Below are 16,944 nucleotides of genomic sequence, written 5' to 3'. Positions count from 1 at the left end.
GGGTGTGCACCTGGCTATTCACTGCATATGGCCGCTGGCATAGGCTCAAGGCAGTTACATCCATCGCCCTGGTCCCTTCACCTTGGCGCCGATGGCCCCCTACGAAAGAGGTTGCACACCGTGGTCCAAACCTTGCAGAACTTCATCAACGGGCAGTTCGTCACCCCCGCCGGCACCGCACAGCTGGACATTGTGAACCCCACCAACGGCGAAGTGGTGGCGCACGCGCCTGTCTCGGTGCAGGCCGACGTCGACGCCGCCATGGCCGCTGCCAAGGACGCCTTTAAGACCTGGAAACACGTCACACCCGGCCAGCGGCAGCTGATGCTCCTTAAGCTCGCGGACGCCATCGAGGCCAACAGCGACGAACTGGTGGAGGCCCAGCACCGCAACACCGGCCAGGTCCGCTCCCTGATCGCCTCCGAGGAAGTGGCCGCAGGCGCAGACCAGCTCCGCTTCTTCGCCGGTGCCGCCCGCATCCTCGAAGGCAAGTCCGCCGGCGAGTACTTTGAAGGCCACACCTCTTACGTCCGCCGGGAGCCCATCGGCGTGGTGGCCCAGGTTGCACCGTGGAACTACCCGTTCCTGATGGCCATCTGGAAAATCGGCCCCGCGCTCGCCGCCGGCAACACGGTTGTCCTGAAGCCCTCCGACACCACGCCCGAGTCCACCCTTGTCCTGGCCCGCCTGGCCGGCGAAATCCTGCCCCCCGGTGTCCTGAACGTGGTGCTGGGCTCCGGCCAGACCGGCTCGATGATGGTGGAGCACAAGGTCCCCGGCCTGGTGTCCATCACGGGTTCCGTCCGGGCCGGCATCGCCGTCGCCTCCGGTGCCGCCAAAGGGCTCAAGCGCGCCCACCTGGAGCTCGGCGGCAAGGCGCCCGCCATCGTCTTCAAGGACGCCGACATCAAGAAGAGCGCCGCAGCCATCGCCGAGTTCGCCTTCTTCAACGCCGGCCAGGACTGCACCGCCATCACCCGCGTGCTGGTGGAGGATTCCGTGCACGACGACGTCGTGGCCGCCATGGTGGAGCACACCAGGACCCTGCGCACCGGTTCGCAGAACGACGAAGACAACTACTTCGGCCCGCTGAACAACGTAAACCACTTCAACGCCGTGACGTCCGTGGTGGAGAACCTGCCGGCGAACTGCCGGATCGAAACCGGCGGCCACCGGGCGGGGGACAAGGGGTTCTTCTTCGAGCCCACCATCATCACCGGGGCCAAGCAGACGGACAGCATCGTCCAGCAGGAAACCTTCGGCCCCGTCATCACGGTGCAGAAGTTCAGCACCGAGGAAGAAGCCGTTGAACTGGCGAATGACGTTGAATACGCCCTCGCCTCCAGCGTCTGGACCAGCAACCACGGCACGGCGATGCGCCTGAGCCGGGACCTGGACTTCGGCGCCGTCTGGATCAACACCCACATCCTCCTCACCGCCGAAATGCCGCACGGCGGCTTCAAGCAGTCCGGCTACGGCAAGGACCTCTCCATGTACGGCGTGGAGGACTACACGCGCATCAAGCACGTCATGAGTGCCCTGGACGCCTGACCCGGCCGCGCAACCAGCAGCACACCCCAAAACGCTTCCCGCTATTCCTGAAAGGCCTCCCCATGACCACCACCGCATCCGATATCACCTTCCGCCTGGAGCAGAAGCGCCGCGTCCAGGCCGACTTCCCGGGCCCCAAGTCCGTTGCCCTCGCAGAGCGGCGCAAGTCCGTGGTGGCCGCGGGCGTCGCCTCCGGCGTTCCGGTCTACGTTGCAGACGCCGACGGCGGCATCATCCAGGACGTGGACGGCAACTCCTTCATTGACCTTGGCTCGGGCATCGCGGTGACCAGCGTGGGCGCGTCCGATCCCGCCGTCGTCGGTGCCGTGAAGGAAGCCGTGGAGCACTTCACGCACACCTGTTTCATGGTCACTCCCTACGAAGGCTACGTGGCAGTGGCCGAGCAGCTGAACCGGCTCACCCCCGGCGACCACGAAAAGCGCACCGTCCTCTTCAACTCCGGCGCCGAGGCAGTGGAGAACGCCATCAAGGTGGCCCGCCTGGCCACCGGCCGTGACGCCGTCGTCGCTTTCGACCACGCCTACCATGGACGCACCAACCTCACCATGGCGCTGACCGCCAAAGCCATGCCGTACAAGACCAACTTCGGTCCGTTCGCGCCCGAGGTCTACCGCATGCCCATGAGCTACCCCTACCGCGAGGAAAACCCGGAAATCACTGGTGCCGAGGCCGCCAAGCGCGCCATCACCATGATCGAGAAGCAGATTGGCGGGGACCAGGTTGCCGCGATCATCATCGAGCCCATCCAGGGTGAGGGCGGCTTCATCGTCCCGGCCGAGGGCTTCCTCCCGGCGCTGGCCGAGTGGGCCAGGGAAAAGGGCATCGTCTTCATTGCCGACGAGGTCCAGTCCGGCTTCTGCCGCACCGGCGAATGGTTCGCCGTCAACCACGAGGGCGTGATCCCGGACATCATGACCCTCGCCAAGGGCATCGCCGGCGGCATGCCCCTGTCCGCCATCACCGGCCGGGCCGACCTGCTCGACGCCGTCCACCCGGGTGGCCTGGGCGGCACCTACGGCGGCAACCCGGTAGCGTGCGCCGCGGCCCTGGCATCCATCGGCTCGATGGAGGAATACGGCCTGGCCGGGCGCGCCCGCCACATCGAAGCCCTCGCCACCGGCCGCCTCCGCGACCTGCAGTCTGAACTCGCCGCCGCCGGCTCGGCCGTGATCGGGGACATCCGCGGCCGCGGCGCCATGCTCGCCATCGAACTGGTCCAGGCCGGGTCCAAGGAACCCAACCCGGAACTAACAAAGGCCGTTGCTGCCGCCTGCCTGAAGGAAGGCGTCATCATCCTCACCTGCGGCACCTACGGCAACGTCATCCGCCTGCTGCCCCCGCTGGTTATCACCGATGACCTCCTGAACGACGGCCTGGACGTCCTCGCCGGTGCCATCAAGGCCAACGCGTAACACCCACAGAGTCAGCCGTCCCCCGCAAGGGCGCGAACAGGCCTCAGGCCCCGGAAGAGCAAAGCTTCCGGGGCCTGAGGCCTTTTTGCCTTATTCCAGGACCGAGTCAAGCGGAATGTACTTCAGGTTCGACGTTTCCCGTCGTCGTTCGATTCATCGTGGACCACCAGAAGTCCCTGTTCGAATTGCGACCCGACGTTCCGGGCAGTGACGTCCAGGCCGTCGGTTCCTGTCACGGCGTCGATGTTTCTGTTCCCGCCCACCTTGAGCTTTTTGATGAAGGCATTGTCACCGGACCGGGCGTAGAGGGAATGGTGGATGTCATGTGCCCCGCATTTCCCGTCTTCTTGCCAGCGAGTTTCTGCGCGCCGCCCGCAGCATGTCCACGGTGAGGACCGCCAGGGCCAGCCACACTACTCCGAAACCGATCCAGCGCTCCAGGGTCATGGCTTCCTGGAACACCACGAGTGCAACGATGAACTGCAGCAACGGGGCGAAGTACTGCAGCAGGCCGATGGTTGTCATAGGCAGGCGGCGGGCGGAAGCGCCGAAGAAGAGCAGCGGGACGGCGGTGATCACGCCGGATGCGAGAAGCAGCCAGAAATGCCCGGCGCCCTGGGCGGTCAGGGTGGCGGAACCGCTGGCGGCCAGGAAAATCATGGTGACCGCCGCGAACGGTGCCAGGACCATGGTCTCCACGCTCAGGCTGGTGACCGCATCCACCTTGGGGCCGACGCGTTTCTTCACGAAGCCATAGAGGCCAAAGCTGAAGGCCAGCGTCAGGGCAATCCACGGCAGCTTGCCGTAGGAGTAGGTGAGGACTCCCACCGCCACGAAACCGATGCCGACGGCGGCCCACTGGAGCGGACGCAGCTTTTCCTTAAGGACAAAGACGCCAAGCAGGACAGAAACCAGCGGGTTGATGAAGTAGCCCAGGGAGGCTTCCACTGTCTGGTTGGTAGTGACGCCGTAGGTGTACGTCAGCCAGTTCACGGCGATAAGAAAAGCCGCGAGGGCCAGGGAACCAAACACAGCGCGGTTTCGCAGCGCCGCAACCAGGGCCGGCCAGGCGCGGGTCACGGTGATCAGCAGCGCGCAGAACAACAGGGACCAAACCACCCGGTTGGCCACGATTTCGACGGCGCCAGCGGGCATGAGCACGAAGAAGTACAGAGGCAGCAGCCCCCACAATCCGTAGGCCCCGATGCCGAAGAGGATTCCCGCCGTCGTCTCTTTATCGACTGCCTTCGGAGCGCCGGCCCCCTTGGCCTCCATCCCGTCTGCGCCGGCGGCGCCCTTGCCTGACGGGGGGCCCGCCGTGGCGGGGGCAGGCGGACTGGCGGGGGAGGATCCTTCGGGGATGGGCACGAAACCCATAACACCAATCCAGGTCCAGGTATTCCAAGCCTGCATGCCGGAAACAGCAGATAGTCAGTAGGCTTGCTTTCATGACATGTGCGGACCTGCCGGAAGCCGTCCCGTGAGGCTCCGGCGCAGCAACGCCTCGGGCCGCGGATACCGCAGGCTGCCCGCGGGCAAGGGCTTCAGTTACCGGGACCTCGACGGCTCCACCCTGCCGCCGGGGCCTGTTCGGGACCGGCTGGAGAGTATTGGTATTCCGCCGGCCTGGACGGACGTCTGGATTGCCCCGTTTGAGAACGGGCACATCCAGGCGACCGGGGTGGACGCGGTGGGCCGGCGCCAGTACATCTACCACCCCGAGTGGCGGGAACGGAAGGACCGGCTCAAGTTCGACCGTTCCCTGCAGTTGGCCGAGTCCCTTCCGGTCGCCCGCCGCCGGGTAACCATGGACCTGCGCAGTGAAGGCTTCACCCGGGAGCGTGTCCTGGCCGGAGCGTTCCGGATGCTCGACAGCGGGTCCTTGCGCGTGGGCTCCGAGCGGTACACGAACGAGAACGGCAGCCGGGGCCTGGCCACCCTGCTTTGTGCCCACGTCCAGGTGCGGAAGGACCGGATCCTGCTCAGGTTCCCGGCCAAGAGCGGCAAGGACTGGGAATCGGAAATCCGCGACGCAGACCTTGCCGTCCTGGTTCGCCTGCTGAAACGCCGGGGACCCAATGCCCGGCTCCTGGCCTATAAGGAGGGCCGGACCTGGCGGCCGGTGACAAGTGCGGAAATTAACGCTTACGTGAAGGAGCGGACTGGAGCCGACTTCACGGCAAAGGACTTCCGTACCCTGCGCGGGACCCTGGCGGCGGCCGCGAGCCTGGCCCGCACGGGAACCCGGAAGACCGCCGCCAAGCGGAAGAGGGCCATCAGCAGCGCAATGCTGGACGCTGCGGAGGTGCTGGGAAACACGCCGTCGATCGCCCGCAAGAGCTATGTGGACCCCCGCGTGCTGGACCATTATCACGCCGGCGAAACCATCGATCCCAAGCGGCTCGACTCGGCGGAGGCGGAGCTCCGGGCGCTGCTCTACCGCGAAGGAAATGTGGTGCCGCTGGCGGAAAGCGGCTGAGGCCTAGAATAAGGGACTGTGCGCTACCTGATTCGGCGCAATCCCATGCATCATGAAAATGATCAGTTCAGAAGGGCTCGCGGTGTCCAACCCCAGCGAAACAACGTCCAACCGTCCGCTGCGCGTCGCCATTGTGGGCGCAGGGCCGGCGGGAGTCTACGCTGCGGACATCCTCACCAAATCCAGCGGAGTGAAGGACGGCGACTTCGAAGTCAGCATCGACCTCTTCGAGGCCTACCCGGCGCCCTACGGACTGATCCGCTACGGCGTTGCCCCGGACCACCCCCGAATCAAGGGCATCGTCAACGCCCTCCATAAGGTCCTGGACCGCGGCGATATCCGGTTCCTGGGCAATGTGACCTACGGCCGGGACCTCACCCTGCACGATTTCCGCTCCTTCTACGACGCCGTGATCTTCTCCACCGGCGCAGTCAAAGACGCCGACCTTGCCATCCCGGGCATCGAGCTGGCGGGCTCGTTTGGTGGCGCCGACTTTGTGTCCTGGTACGACGGGCACCCCGATGTTCCCCGGGAGTGGCCGCTGGAAGCCAAGGAGATCGCTGTGATCGGCAATGGGAACGTGGCCCTGGACGTGGCCCGCATGCTGGTCAAGCATCCCGAGGAACTGCTCAGTACCGAGATCCCGGACAACGTCTACCGGGGCCTGAAAGCGTCGCCGGTCACCGACGTGCACGTGTTTGGCCGCCGCGGTCCTGCCCAGGTCAAGTTCACGCCCCTTGAGCTGCGGGAGCTCAGCCACATGAATGACGTGGACATTGTCCTGTACCCGGAGGACTTCGAATTCGATGAGGCCTCCGACGACGCCATCCGCAGCAACAACCAGATCAAGACCATGGTGAACACCCTCACCAACTGGCTGGTGGAGGAGCACGCCGAATCCGAGAACCCGTCGTCGCGCCGCCTGCACCTGCACTTCCTGCACAGCCCCGTTGAAGTGCTCGACGACGGCACGGGCAAGGTGGGCGGAATCAAGTTCGAGCGCATGCAGCTTGACGGCACCGGCAACGCCAAAGGCACGGGGGAGTACATCGAATACCCCGTCCAGGCCGTGTACCGGGCCATCGGCTACCACGGCTCTGCCTTGGACGAACTGGAATACGACGCAAAGCGCGGTGTGATCCCCAACGAGGGCGGCCGGGTCCTGGACGCCGAAGGAAACCCGGTTCCGGGAATTTATGCCACCGGCTGGATCAAGCGCGGACCTGTCGGCCTCATCGGCCACACCAAGGGCGACGCCCTTGAAACCATCGGCTTCCTGCTCGAGGACCGTCCCACCCTTCCCCCGGCCAAGAATCCCGATCCGCAGGCCATCATCGACCTGCTGGAAGAGCGCGGCATCGAGTACACCACCTGGGAGGGCTGGAACAGGCTGGACGCCCATGAGGCAGGCCTCGGTGCTGCCTGGACCGGTCCCGAGGACCTGGACCATGTGGTCCGGGAACGGATCAAGGTGGTCCCACGCGAGGACATGATCCGGATCTCCCGGGGCTGACGCCCGGCGGGCCATACCTTCCCGTCCTGGACAGGGCTAGAATGGCGACCATCCCCTGGCCGGCATCGTTACGCCGTGCCTACAGGCAGCACAGGAGTTCGATGAGGAACCTGATCCAGCCGGAACCGATGCAGCGCAGCGCCCTGGCGGCGCATGAACAGCTTGATGGGGGCACCTTTGCGGATGGTTCAAATGGCCTGCGCAGCCTGATCCGCGAGTCCTGGCAGCGTTCGGCCGGCTTCAAGGCGGACCCGGACAATCCTGCCGCTCCGCTGGTCCTGGACCAGGACGAGCTGGAGGACTACCGCAGCCAGCACCCCCTCGCGGCCATCATGCCCGTCATCAAGAAACTCCTGGTCCAGCCGAGCCATGACAGCGGACTGCTGGTGGCGGTGGGTGACGAAGTGGGCCGGCTGCTCTGGGTGGATGGCGACCCGGCGCTGCAGCGGCGCGCCGAGGGCATGATGTTTGTTGCCGGTGCCGACTGGTCCGAAGCCACAGTGGGCACCAGCGCCCCGGGAACGGCCCTCGCCCTTGGCCGGGGCATCCAGATTGCCGGCGCTGAGCACTACCAGCGGGCTGTCCACGCGTGGAGCTGCACCGCCGTGCCGTTCCACGACCCCGATTCCGGTGCGGTCCTCGGCGTCGTGGACATCACCGGCACGGCCACCGCGGTGGCGCCACACACCCTGTCCCTGGTGGAGGCAACCGTGGCCGCTGCCCAGGCGCAGCTGCGGGTCGAACGTCTCCAGCTTGCCGCGGAACTGGCCAGCCGGCCCGCGCGACGCCGGGCCACGGCTGCTGCTTCCCGCGCAACGGGGGCGGGCGCCAAGGAAGGCAGCCTCTACCGGAACAGCCTGCAGCTGCTGGGCCGCGACCAGGCCCTGCTCAGCCTGGAAGGCAAAACCGTTGCCTTGTCCGCCCGGCACAGCGAAATCCTGGCCCTGCTCAGTTCCCATCCTGACGGCCTCAGCGCCGAGGAACTGAGCCTACTCCTGTACCCGGGTGACGGCTCCACCATCACGCTCCGGGCGGAGATGGTGCGCCTGCGTAAGGTCCTTCAGCAGCTGAGCCCGGACGCCGTTCCGGGCTCGCGGCCCTACCGCCTTCCGGTGGACGTGGTGCCGGACAGCGGCCAGGTGCTGAGCTGCCTGCAGCGCGGCGCACACCGTATCGCCCTGGAAATCTATCGTGGGGCAGTTCTGCCGCGGTCCGAGGCGCCCGGGATCGTCGAGTTGCGGAACAAGGTTTCGTCGCTGCTGCGCGAGGCAGTCCTGACCGACGGCAGTGCCGAGTCGCTGCTCCGGTACGCCGGGCTTCCCGAGGCAAGGGACGACGTCGGCGTCCGCCGCGCCGCCCTCCGCCTCCTCCCGGCGCGGTCACCCAAGCGGGCCGCCGTCGTCACGGATCTTGAACGGCTGGAAGCCGAAATGCGCGTCTAACAGCCAGTGGTTGCAACCTGGCTGCAACCTGCCCGCTCCTACGCTTGCTCCAACGGCGAAAGCCTGGACTGCACAGCAAAGGAGCTAGCAATGACCGTTTACGCACAGCCCGGAACCGAGGGTTCGAAGGTCACCTTCAAGGACCGCTACGAGAACTGGATCGGCGGCGAGTGGGTGGCCCCGGTGAAGGGCCAGTACTTCGAAAACATCACACCGGTCACGGGCAAGGCCTTCTGTGAGGTGGCCCGCGGAACGGCCGAGGACATCGAACTGGCGCTGGACGCCGCGCACAAGGTTGCACCGTCCTGGGGCAAGACGTCCGTGGCCGAGCGTGCCGCGATCCTGAACAAGATCGCCGACCGCATCGACGAGAACCTGGAGATGCTTGCCGTCGCCGAATCCTGGGACAACGGCAAGCCCATCCGCGAAACCCTCAACGCGGACCTTCCGCTCGCGGCAGACCACTTCCGCTACTTCGCCTCCGCAGTCCGCGCCCAGGAGGGCAGGCTGTCCCAGCTCGACGACGACACAACCGCCTACCACTTCCACGAGCCGCTCGGCGTCGTGGGCCAGATCATCCCCTGGAACTTCCCCATTCTGATGGCCGTCTGGAAGCTGGCTCCCGCTCTCGCGGCCGGCAACGCCGTGGTGCTCAAGCCGGCCGAGCAGACGCCGTCGTCCATCCTGGTCCTGATGGAGCTCATCGGCGACCTGCTCCCGGCCGGCGTGCTCAACGTGGTGAACGGCTTCGGCGTGGAGGCCGGCAAGCCGCTGGCGTCCAGCCCCCGGATCCGTAAGATCGCCTTCACGGGCGAGACCACTACCGGCCGGCTGATCAGCCAGTACGCCAGCCAGAACCTCATTCCCGTCACCCTTGAACTGGGCGGCAAGAGCCCGAACATCTTCTTCAACGACGTCGCCCAGGACAACGACGCGTTCTACGACAAGGCGCAGGAGGGCTTCGCGCTTTTCGCCTTCAACCAGGGCGAGGTCTGCACCTGCCCGTCACGCGCCCTGGTGCAGGAGGACATCTACGACTCGTTCATGGCCGACGCCGTGGCGAGGGTGGAGAAGATGGTGCAGGGCAACCCGCTGGACACCGAGACGCAGGTGGGCGCCCAGGCATCCAACGACCAGCTGGAGAAGATCCTTTCCTACATCGACATCGGCAAGCAGGAGGGCGCCAAGGTCCTCACCGGCGGCGGCCGTGCAGAGCTGCCGGGCGACCTCGCCGGCGGCTACTACGTCCAGCCCACGGTGTTCGAAGGCCACAACAAGATGCGGATCTTCCAGGAGGAAATCTTCGGACCGGTCGTCGCCGTCACGAAGTTCAGCGATTACAGCGACGCCATGGGCATCGCCAACGACACGCTCTACGGACTGGGCGCCGGCGTCTGGTCCCGCAACGGCAACACCGCCTACCGGGCAGGCCGCGAAATCCAGGCCGGCCGCGTCTGGGTCAACAACTACCACGCCTACCCGGCCGGGGCCGCGTTCGGCGGCTACAAGTCCTCCGGCATCGGGCGGGAGAACCACGCCATGATGCTGGACCACTACCAGCAGACCAAGAACCTGCTGGTCAGCTACAACGAAAACAAGCTGGGCTTCTTCTAAAAGCCCCTGCTTCACCTCAGCTACATCTCCGCTAGCTCAGCTACAACGACGCAAGGATTTCGCCAATGACGACGACAATGCAAGCAGCAGTAGTAACCGAATTCGGCAAGGACCTCCAGCTCCAGGACCTCGCCATCCCCACGCCGGGGCCCGGGGAGGCGCTGGTGAAAGTGCTGACCACGGGTGTATGCCACACCGACCTCCACGCAGCCGAGGGCGATTGGCCCGTCAAACCCTCACCGCCCTTCATCCCCGGTCACGAGGGCGTGGGGGAAGTGGTGGTGCTCGGCGAGGGCGTCACCGACCTGGCAGTCGGTGACCTGGTGGGCAACGCCTGGCTCTGGTCCGCCTGCGGTGACTGCCAGTACTGCCGCACCGGCTGGGAAACACTCTGCGAAGTGCAGAAAAACGCCGGCTACAGCGTGGACGGCTCGTTCGGCGAGTACATGCTGGTGGACTCACGGTTCGCCGCGCGCATACCGGCGGGATCCGACCCCGTCGAGGTGGCGCCGGTGCTGTGCGCCGGCGTCACCGTCTACAAGGGCCTGAAGATGACCGAGGCCAAACCGGGCCAGTGGGTCACCATCTCCGGCATTGGCGGCCTGGGCCACATTGCCGTGCAGTACGCGGTGGCCATGGGCCTGCGGGTTGCGGCAGTGGATATTGCCGATGACAAGCTTGCCCTGGCGAAGGCCCACGGCGCTGAATTGACGGTCAATGCCCTGCACGAGGACCCGGTGGAAGTGATCCAGCGCGAAACCGGAGGTTGCCATGGCGTCCTGGTCACTGCGGTGCATCCTTCAGCGTTCGGGCAGGCCATCGGGATGGTCCGCCGTGGCGGCACCATTGTGTTCAACGGGTTGCCGCCCGGCGACTTCCCGGCACCGATCTTCGAGATTGTGCTCAAGGGCCTGACGGTGCGCGGTTCCATCGTCGGGACCCGGCAGGACATGGAGGAGGCCCTGGGCTTCTACGCCCAGGGCAAGATCCACCCCACCGTCTCGGTGCGGGAGCTCCCGGAGATCAACGCCGTGCTCGACGAGATGAAGCACGCCAAGATCGACGGCCGCGTGGTGCTGAGGTTCTGATGCCGCTGGACAGGCTGAATGCCGCGGTGACGCTGCCCGGGGAAGAGTTCTCCCGGGTGGCGCTCACCCCGGCAGCCGTGCAGCTGCTCCGGAAGCTGTGGCTCCAGCACGGGCCACTCATGTTCCACCAGTCCGGCGGCTGCTGCGATGGGTCTGCGCCCATGTGCTATCCGAAGGGCGACTTCATCACCGGCGACGCCGACATCCTCCTGGGGCTGTTTGACGTCTCGCCGGGGACGGAGCCGCAGCCGCTGGAGTTCTGGATGTCGCGGGAGCAGTTCAACTACTGGAGCCATACCCATCTCACCATTGACGTGGTTCCCGGGCGGGGGAGCGGTTTTTCGGTGGAAGCACCGGAAGGCAAGCGTTTCCTGATCCGGTCCACCCTGATGGACTGGCCGGCTTAGCCGGTTCGACCGGAAGCGCCCGTGGCCCTTCAGGCGGAGGGCCACGCGTGCTTCCGCAGAATAATATTCGGCCCTGAGCACATCTCACTATCCGGGATGATTGTGGCCGTCCGGTGGATGGATATTAGCGTTGGTGGGTCTGTTTCCGTCACAAACCAGGATTGTGATCCCCTATGAACCTTCTCCGGACCAAATCCATCGAGCAGTCGATTGCTGACGCCGATGAACCCGGACGCAAGCTTAAGCGCTCCCTCAGCAGCTGGGACCTCATGATCATGGGCGTCGCCGTGGCTGTCGGCGCCGGCATCTTCTCCGTAGGTGCCAAGGCTGCTGCCAACTTCTCCGGCCCCGCCGTGACCCTGTCTTTCGCCATTGCCGCCGTCACCTGCGCCCTGGCCATCATGTGCTACGCCGAGTTCGCCACCGCCATCCCGGTGGCCGGCTCCGCCTACGTTTTCACCTACGCCACGATGGGCGAACTCCTCGCCTGGATCATCGGCTGGAACCTGATCCTGGAGCTCTTCACCGCTGCGGCGGTCATCGCCAAGTACTGGGGCATCTACCTCAGTAAGGTGTTCGCGCTGATGGGCGCCGACATTCCGCCGGCCATCCCGCTTGCCGGCGTTGACCTCTACTGGGGCGCGTTCCTGATTGTTGCCGTCTTCACCGTGCTGCTGGTGCTGGGCACCAAGCTGTCCGCACGGGTGGGCAACATCTTCACCCTGATCAAGATCGGCGTCGTCCTCTTCGTGATCGTGGTGGGTTTCACCTACGTCAAGTTTGAAAACTACGCACCGTTCATCCCCGCGGCGGAGCCCACCGGCGGCACCGGCACCGCCGACGTCCTGAAGCAGTCCTTCTTCGGCTTCCTCACCGGAGCCGCCCCTGCCCAGTACGGCACCCTGGGCATCTTCGCCGGTGCAGCCCTGGTGTTCTTCGCCTTCATCGGTTTCGACGTGGTGGCCACCTCTGCCGAGGAAGTGAAGAACCCCCAGAAGACCCTTCCGCGCGGCATCTTCGGCGGCCTGGCCCTGGTCACCCTGCTGTACATCCTGGTCTCGCTGGCCCTGACCGGCATGGTTTCCTACACGCAGTTGGCCGAGGCTGAGAACCCCACGCTCACAACTGCCTTCGAAGCGGTGGGCGACACCTCCGCTGCGAAGACCATCGCGTTCGGTTCCCTGGTGGGCCTGACCACCGTGATCATGGTGCTGCTGATGGGCCTTTCCCGCGTGGTCCTGGCCATGAGCCGCGATGGCCTCCTGCCCCGTGCGCTGTCCAAGACAAGCGAAAAGCGTTCGACGCCGGTACGCCTCCAGATCATTTGCGGCGCCGCGGTTGCCGTGGTGGCAGGCCTGACCAAAGTGGACCTGCTCGAGGAAATGATCAACATCGGTACGCTCTCCGCCTTCGTTGTGGTCAGTTCGGGCATCCTGGTGCTGCGCAGGAAGCGGCCTGACCTGAAGCCCGCTTTCCGCGTTCCGTTCGGCAAGGTCCTGCCGATCGTGTCCGCCCTGCTGTGCCTGTACCTGATGACCAACCTGGCAGTGGAGACCTGGATCTTCTTCGCCATCTGGCTGGCCATCGGCCTGGCAATCTATTTCGCCTACGGACAGCGGCACTCGCGCCTCAATGAGCGTTTCAGCGCGGCCAGCACCGCCGTCAACGGATCCCCGGCAGGTGGCGCAACTGCTGCCGGGCACAGCCGCACCGACGAGGACGAGTACACCCGCGTCTGACTTGCGGTCACCGCCTGAGAGGCGGCCGGCTGCTCAAAACCACCCGCAGATCATCTGGTCTGCGGGTGGTTTTTGTTATCGCCCGGCCGCGGCTCATGCGGGACGCGCGCAAGGGCACGGCGGGCAGGACCACCCGCGGTTATACCTAGGATGGAACTATGGCACGCCCGACACGACCCGAACGAAAAGCCGAACTGCTGGGCGCCATCCTCGACTACCTGATGGACAAGACGCTGGCGGAGCTGACCTTCCGGAGCCTCGCAGAGGGCCTGGGAATGAGCGCCTACGTGCTGGTTTACCACTTCGGGAGCCGGGACCAGCTGATCAATGACATTGTGGTGTCCATCGAATCCAGGCTTGACCGCATGCGCAACACCGATGTCCGCGACATTGACCGCGCCGCATGGCGGGAGTTCCTGCTGGACTCCTGGCAATGGACCATGGCCCAGCGGAACCGCCACCTGACAAGGCTCGAGTTCGAAGCCACTGCCCAGGACATCGTCGCGGCCGAGCCCCGGGGAACGTCACAGGAGCATTTCCGGATGCTCCACCACAAGACCCGAGACTGGCTCATGGTGCAAGGGATTCCGGAGGAATACGCGGATACCGACGCCCGGCTCTTCACCTCGACGTTCTACGGCCTCCAGTTCGACTTCGTGGTCATGAACGAGCCGGAGGCCGCCACCAAAGCCTTCGAACTGATGCTGACGGTTTTCTTCAACAACCTCGACACCCGCCTGGCCGCAGCGAATGAAGCCTGAACCAACAGTGGCAGGCTGATTCCTGGGGATGCTGCCGAAGCATCACGGGGCCGCGTGCCGGCTTACTCAGTCCACCAGGGGGCGCAGCTCATCCCAGAGCCTGGAGATCCCCGGGACTGCGGCGGGGCTGGCCAGCCATTCGGGCTGGCCCAGATCGATACTTGCCGCAAGTGATTTGTGTTTGAGGAGCTCTGCCCGCGGATGGTCGCGCGCGTATCCACGCGGCACGGTCTTGAGCTTCTCGCCTTCCACGGCAAAGCCCGCGCCCGCCACTGCATCCACAATATGCCGGAGTGATTCTCCTGTGCCCGAGGCGTCAACCGAGTTCCGGTACCTTGCCAGCTGCGCGGGTGAATGGGAATGGTAGCCCGCGCCGACCAGCAGGCCCTCGGCACTGATCTGGAGGTAGTACCCAACGCCCTCCTGCGCCGAGGCAAAAGCGCCCTGGGCGGTCTTGTAGGGTGACTTGTCCAGGGAAAACCGGATATCCCTGTTGGGGCGGAAAATCCTGCCTGGCCCGAACCTGGGTTCGAGCTCTTCGAGAAGCGACGTAAGAGGATCCCGGACCAGCGACTGATAGCTCTCCTTGTGCTCCAGCCACCACTGCCGGTTGTTGTTGGCGTGGAGTTCTGCGTAGAACCCGAAAGCGCCGGCCGGGATGCCCTGGAAAGTTGTCATGCAGCGATACTAGGGAGGACGCCCGGCGGCGGCTACGGTTCAGTTTGCTATGTGGAAAGCGCAAAAAACCACCCCGCCACGGCAGCCGTGACGGGGTGGTTCCAAATGCTCACCAGCGGGAATCAGCCGATCTTGTTGGCTGCTTCTGCGTCGGAGAGTGTTGCTGCGCCGAGGTTGGCGCGGAGCTTGGCGCCGAGCTCGGCGTCGACGTTGGTCCAGTACTGGATGGCGCGTTCCTTGATGCCGGGGCTCTTGACGCCGCCCACGGCACCGGTGATGGTTTCCAGGAAGCGGGCCTTGGCGGCCTCGTCGTACACCTCACGGTAGAGCGCGCCGGCCTGGACAAAGTCGCTGTCCTCGGCGTGGAGGGAGTGCGCGGCGAGGGTCAGCTCGCCGTCGTTCTCCCAGCCGCCGGCCGGGTTCTGCGGCTCAACAGCAGCCGGGCCGCCAACGGAGTTGGGGGCGTAGACCGGAACCGAGGGGGCATTGAACAGGTAACGTCCCGCGCCGTCCTGGCTGTAGTTGTTGACCTGGTTCTTCGGCTGGTTCACCGGGATCTGGGCGTGGTTGGTGCCCACGCGGTAGCGGTGTGCGTCCGCGTAGGAGAAGATGCGGGCCTGCAGCATCTTGTCCGGGGAAGCGGCAATACCCGGCACGAAGTTCGACGGCGCGAAGGTAGCCTGTTCGATCTGCGCGAAGTAGTTCTCCGGGTTCCGGTTCAGCTCCATGGTGCCCACCTTGATCAGCGGGTAGTCGCCGTGCGGCCAGACCTTGGTCAGGTCGAACGGGTTGAAGCGGTACGTTTTGGCATCCTCGTACGGCATGACCTGCACGTGCAGGTCCCAGGACGGGAAGTTGCCGGCTTCGATGTTCTCGGACAGGTCGCGGATGTAGAAGTCCGCGTCCGAACCGGCCAGGGCCTCGGCCTGCTCGCCGGTCATGGAGTTCACGCCCTGGTTGGACTTGAAGTGGTACTTGACCCAGAAACGCTCGCCCTCGGCATTGATCCACTGGTAGGTGTGGGAGCCGTAGCCCTGCATTTCACGCCAGGAGGCGGGCAGGCCGCGGTCACCCATCAGCCAGGTGACCTGGTGTGCGGACTCGGGGGACAGGGTCCAGAAGTCCCACTGCATGTCGGCGTCGCGCAGGTGGGTGCCCGGGAGGCGCTTCTGGGAGTGGATGAAGTCCGGGAACTTGATGCCGTCGCGGATGAAGAACACCGGGGTGTTGTTGCCAACGAGGTCATAGTTGCCCTCGGAGGTGTAGAACTTCACGGCGAAACCGCGGGGATCACGCCAGGTGTCCGGTGAACCGTTCTCGCCGGCCACAGAGGAGAAGCGGATCAGCATCTCGGTTTCGGCGCCGGGCTGGAGGAAGGCTGCCTTGGTGTACTTGGACACGTCCTCGGTGGCCTTGAACGTACCGAATGCACCGCCGCCCTTGGCGTGCACTACGCGCTCCGGCACCCGCTCGCGGTTGAACTGAGCGAGCTTTTCCACCAGGTAGTGGTCGGTCAGGATGATCGCGCCGTCGGCACCGACTGACTTCGAGTGGGCGTCGGACGTAACGGGGGCACCTGACTGGGTTGTTGAAATGGCAGTCATTGTTCTCCTATTTCTCTATTTCTTGCGGGGGACGATTGGAAGGAAGTTTTTGGGACTGCTGGCAGTCCTGGCAGATGCCTTGGTACATAACGTCGGCGATCTGGATGGCCATGGGCTTGGCGTTCTCATCCCAGTGGGGCGTGAGGCACGGGGCATGGCCCACGGCACAGTCCACGTCCTCCACCCGGCCGCAGCTGATGCAGATGGCATGGTGGTGGTTGTCACCCACCCGGGTTTCGTACAGCGCCGGGGAGTGCGGCGGCTCGAACCGGCGCAGCATGTGCAGGTCGGTCAGGTCACCCAGAACCACGTATACCGACTGTGCCGTGAGCTCGGGCAGATCGGCCCGGGCCGCGGCGAGGATGCTTTCGGCGGGGGAGTGGGGGTGGCGTTCGACGGCGGCCAAGACTGCCAGGCGCTGCTTGGTCACCCGCCGGCCGTGGGCGCGCAGGGCCGCAGCCCATGCGTCGTGGCCGTCAAAGTGCTCCGTCATGGATCCATTGAAACACTTATTATGAATATCTCACAATAAGGGTTGGCTAACCTCGGCATGACCTTCCGTCACTGCCGCACCATGAGGGTTGCAAGGTGGGGGAACTGCTGGCCTGCGGCGCTACTAAGATTTTTACTGAGGG

The 16,944-nt window shown here is 65.2% G+C and carries 15 protein-coding genes; 10 read left to right on the top strand and 5 right to left on the bottom strand.

Annotated features, from left to right (window positions below; all coding sequences use genetic code 11):
• Positions 1-120 precede the first annotated feature (120 nt).
• Both NXY83_RS15070 and gabT read left to right on the top strand, forming a co-directional pair.
• Positions 121-1,551, top strand: coding sequence for an aminobutyraldehyde dehydrogenase (locus NXY83_RS15070; RefSeq protein ID WP_258802996.1), 1,431 nt, complete (start codon positions 121-123; stop codon positions 1,549-1,551).
• Between the two features lie 62 nt (positions 1,552-1,613).
• Positions 1,614-2,984 carry a 4-aminobutyrate--2-oxoglutarate transaminase gene (gene gabT / locus NXY83_RS15065; protein ID WP_258802995.1) on the top strand — a complete coding sequence of 457 codons (1,371 nt, stop codon included), beginning with the start codon at positions 1,614-1,616 and terminating at the stop codon, positions 2,982-2,984.
• Positions 2,985-3,106: 122 nt separating this feature from the next.
• Here gabT and NXY83_RS15060 read toward each other — a convergent pair whose 3' ends face one another.
• Together NXY83_RS15060 and rarD are read right to left on the bottom strand one after the other, a co-directional pair.
• A complete protein-coding gene (locus NXY83_RS15060; RefSeq protein ID WP_258802994.1) occupies positions 3,107-3,247 on the bottom strand; it encodes a phytase in 141 nt (46 codons plus the stop codon).
• A gap of 58 nt (positions 3,248-3,305) precedes the next feature.
• Positions 3,306-4,361, bottom strand: coding sequence for an EamA family transporter RarD (gene rarD / locus NXY83_RS15055; RefSeq protein ID WP_258806259.1), 1,056 nt, complete (start codon positions 4,359-4,361; stop codon positions 3,306-3,308).
• 103 nt (positions 4,362-4,464) lie between these two features.
• Between rarD and NXY83_RS15050 the strand changes: the two genes are divergently transcribed.
• The 8 genes from NXY83_RS15050 (at position 4,465) to NXY83_RS15015 (ending at position 14,027) form a co-directional block, all read left to right on the top strand.
• Positions 4,465-5,463: a DNA topoisomerase IB gene (locus tag NXY83_RS15050; protein WP_258806254.1), complete on the top strand. Its 999-nt coding sequence runs from the start codon at positions 4,465-4,467 to the stop codon at positions 5,461-5,463.
• A gap of 52 nt (positions 5,464-5,515) precedes the next feature.
• Positions 5,516-6,976, top strand: coding sequence for an FAD-dependent oxidoreductase (locus NXY83_RS15045; protein WP_397427341.1), 1,461 nt, complete (start codon positions 5,516-5,518; stop codon positions 6,974-6,976).
• A gap of 101 nt (positions 6,977-7,077) precedes the next feature.
• Positions 7,078-8,418, top strand: coding sequence for a GAF domain-containing protein (locus tag NXY83_RS15040; protein ID WP_258802993.1), 1,341 nt, complete (start codon positions 7,078-7,080; stop codon positions 8,416-8,418).
• A 90-nt stretch (positions 8,419-8,508) separates the two neighbouring features.
• Complete coding sequence (exaC, locus tag NXY83_RS15035) at positions 8,509-10,032, top strand: acetaldehyde dehydrogenase ExaC (RefSeq protein WP_258802992.1); 1,524 nt, start codon at positions 8,509-8,511, stop codon at positions 10,030-10,032.
• Positions 10,033-10,097: 65 nt separating this feature from the next.
• The gene (gene adhP / locus NXY83_RS15030; RefSeq protein WP_258802991.1) at positions 10,098-11,120 is read left to right on the top strand and encodes an alcohol dehydrogenase AdhP; all 1,023 of its coding nucleotides are present in this window, start codon (positions 10,098-10,100) and stop codon (positions 11,118-11,120) included.
• Positions 11,120-11,527, top strand: coding sequence for a DUF779 domain-containing protein (locus tag NXY83_RS15025; RefSeq protein WP_258802990.1), 408 nt, complete (start codon positions 11,120-11,122; stop codon positions 11,525-11,527). Before adhP ends, NXY83_RS15025 begins: the two co-directional genes overlap by 1 nt.
• A 173-nt stretch (positions 11,528-11,700) precedes the next feature.
• A complete protein-coding gene (locus NXY83_RS15020; protein WP_258802989.1) occupies positions 11,701-13,266 on the top strand; it encodes an amino acid permease in 1,566 nt (521 codons plus the stop codon).
• Positions 13,267-13,424: 158 nt separating this feature from the next.
• The gene (locus NXY83_RS15015) at positions 13,425-14,027 is read left to right on the top strand and encodes a TetR/AcrR family transcriptional regulator (RefSeq protein WP_258802988.1); all 603 of its coding nucleotides are present in this window, start codon (positions 13,425-13,427) and stop codon (positions 14,025-14,027) included.
• A 66-nt stretch (positions 14,028-14,093) separates the two neighbouring features.
• Here NXY83_RS15015 and NXY83_RS15010 read toward each other — a convergent pair whose 3' ends face one another.
• From NXY83_RS15010 to NXY83_RS15000, 3 genes are all read right to left on the bottom strand, one after another.
• Complete coding sequence (locus NXY83_RS15010) at positions 14,094-14,705, bottom strand: DUF2461 domain-containing protein (protein ID WP_258802986.1); 612 nt, start codon at positions 14,703-14,705, stop codon at positions 14,094-14,096.
• 122 nt (positions 14,706-14,827) lie between these two features.
• The gene (locus NXY83_RS15005) at positions 14,828-16,309 is read right to left on the bottom strand and encodes a catalase (protein WP_258802985.1); all 1,482 of its coding nucleotides are present in this window, start codon (positions 16,307-16,309) and stop codon (positions 14,828-14,830) included.
• A 7-nt stretch (positions 16,310-16,316) separates the two neighbouring features.
• Positions 16,317-16,802, bottom strand: a complete 486-nt coding sequence (locus tag NXY83_RS15000) for a Fur family transcriptional regulator (RefSeq protein ID WP_258802984.1) — start codon at positions 16,800-16,802, stop codon at positions 16,317-16,319.
• Positions 16,803-16,944 lie beyond the last annotated feature (142 nt).

The sequence above is a fragment of the Pseudarthrobacter sp. NS4 genome, assembly GCF_024758005.1.
Classification (GTDB): domain Bacteria; phylum Actinomycetota; class Actinomycetes; order Actinomycetales; family Micrococcaceae; genus Arthrobacter.
This window is presented reverse-complemented; position numbering and strand designations above follow the sequence as displayed.

What these genes read in the sequence shown, in the direction of transcription:
- gabT (WP_258802995.1), top strand. Translation starts at nt 1,614, where the DNA reads ATGACCACCACCGCATCCGATATCACCTTCCGCCTGGAGCAGAAGCGC.
- rarD (WP_258806259.1), bottom strand. Translation starts at nt 4,361, where the DNA reads ATGGGTTTCGTGCCCATCCCCGAAGGATCCTCCCCCGCCAGTCCGCCT.
- NXY83_RS15045 (WP_397427341.1), top strand. Translation starts at nt 5,516, where the DNA reads ATGAAAATGATCAGTTCAGAAGGGCTCGCGGTGTCCAACCCCAGCGAA.
- NXY83_RS15040 (WP_258802993.1), top strand. Translation starts at nt 7,078, where the DNA reads ATGAGGAACCTGATCCAGCCGGAACCGATGCAGCGCAGCGCCCTGGCG.
- exaC (WP_258802992.1), top strand. Translation starts at nt 8,509, where the DNA reads ATGACCGTTTACGCACAGCCCGGAACCGAGGGTTCGAAGGTCACCTTC.
- adhP (WP_258802991.1), top strand. Translation starts at nt 10,098, where the DNA reads ATGACGACGACAATGCAAGCAGCAGTAGTAACCGAATTCGGCAAGGAC.
- NXY83_RS15025 (WP_258802990.1), top strand. Translation starts at nt 11,120, where the DNA reads ATGCCGCTGGACAGGCTGAATGCCGCGGTGACGCTGCCCGGGGAAGAG.
- NXY83_RS15020 (WP_258802989.1), top strand. Translation starts at nt 11,701, where the DNA reads ATGAACCTTCTCCGGACCAAATCCATCGAGCAGTCGATTGCTGACGCC.
- NXY83_RS15015 (WP_258802988.1), top strand. Translation starts at nt 13,425, where the DNA reads ATGGCACGCCCGACACGACCCGAACGAAAAGCCGAACTGCTGGGCGCC.
- NXY83_RS15010 (WP_258802986.1), bottom strand. Translation starts at nt 14,705, where the DNA reads ATGACAACTTTCCAGGGCATCCCGGCCGGCGCTTTCGGGTTCTACGCA.
- NXY83_RS15005 (WP_258802985.1), bottom strand. Translation starts at nt 16,309, where the DNA reads ATGACTGCCATTTCAACAACCCAGTCAGGTGCCCCCGTTACGTCCGAC.
- NXY83_RS15000 (WP_258802984.1), bottom strand. Translation starts at nt 16,802, where the DNA reads ATGACGGAGCACTTTGACGGCCACGACGCATGGGCTGCGGCCCTGCGC.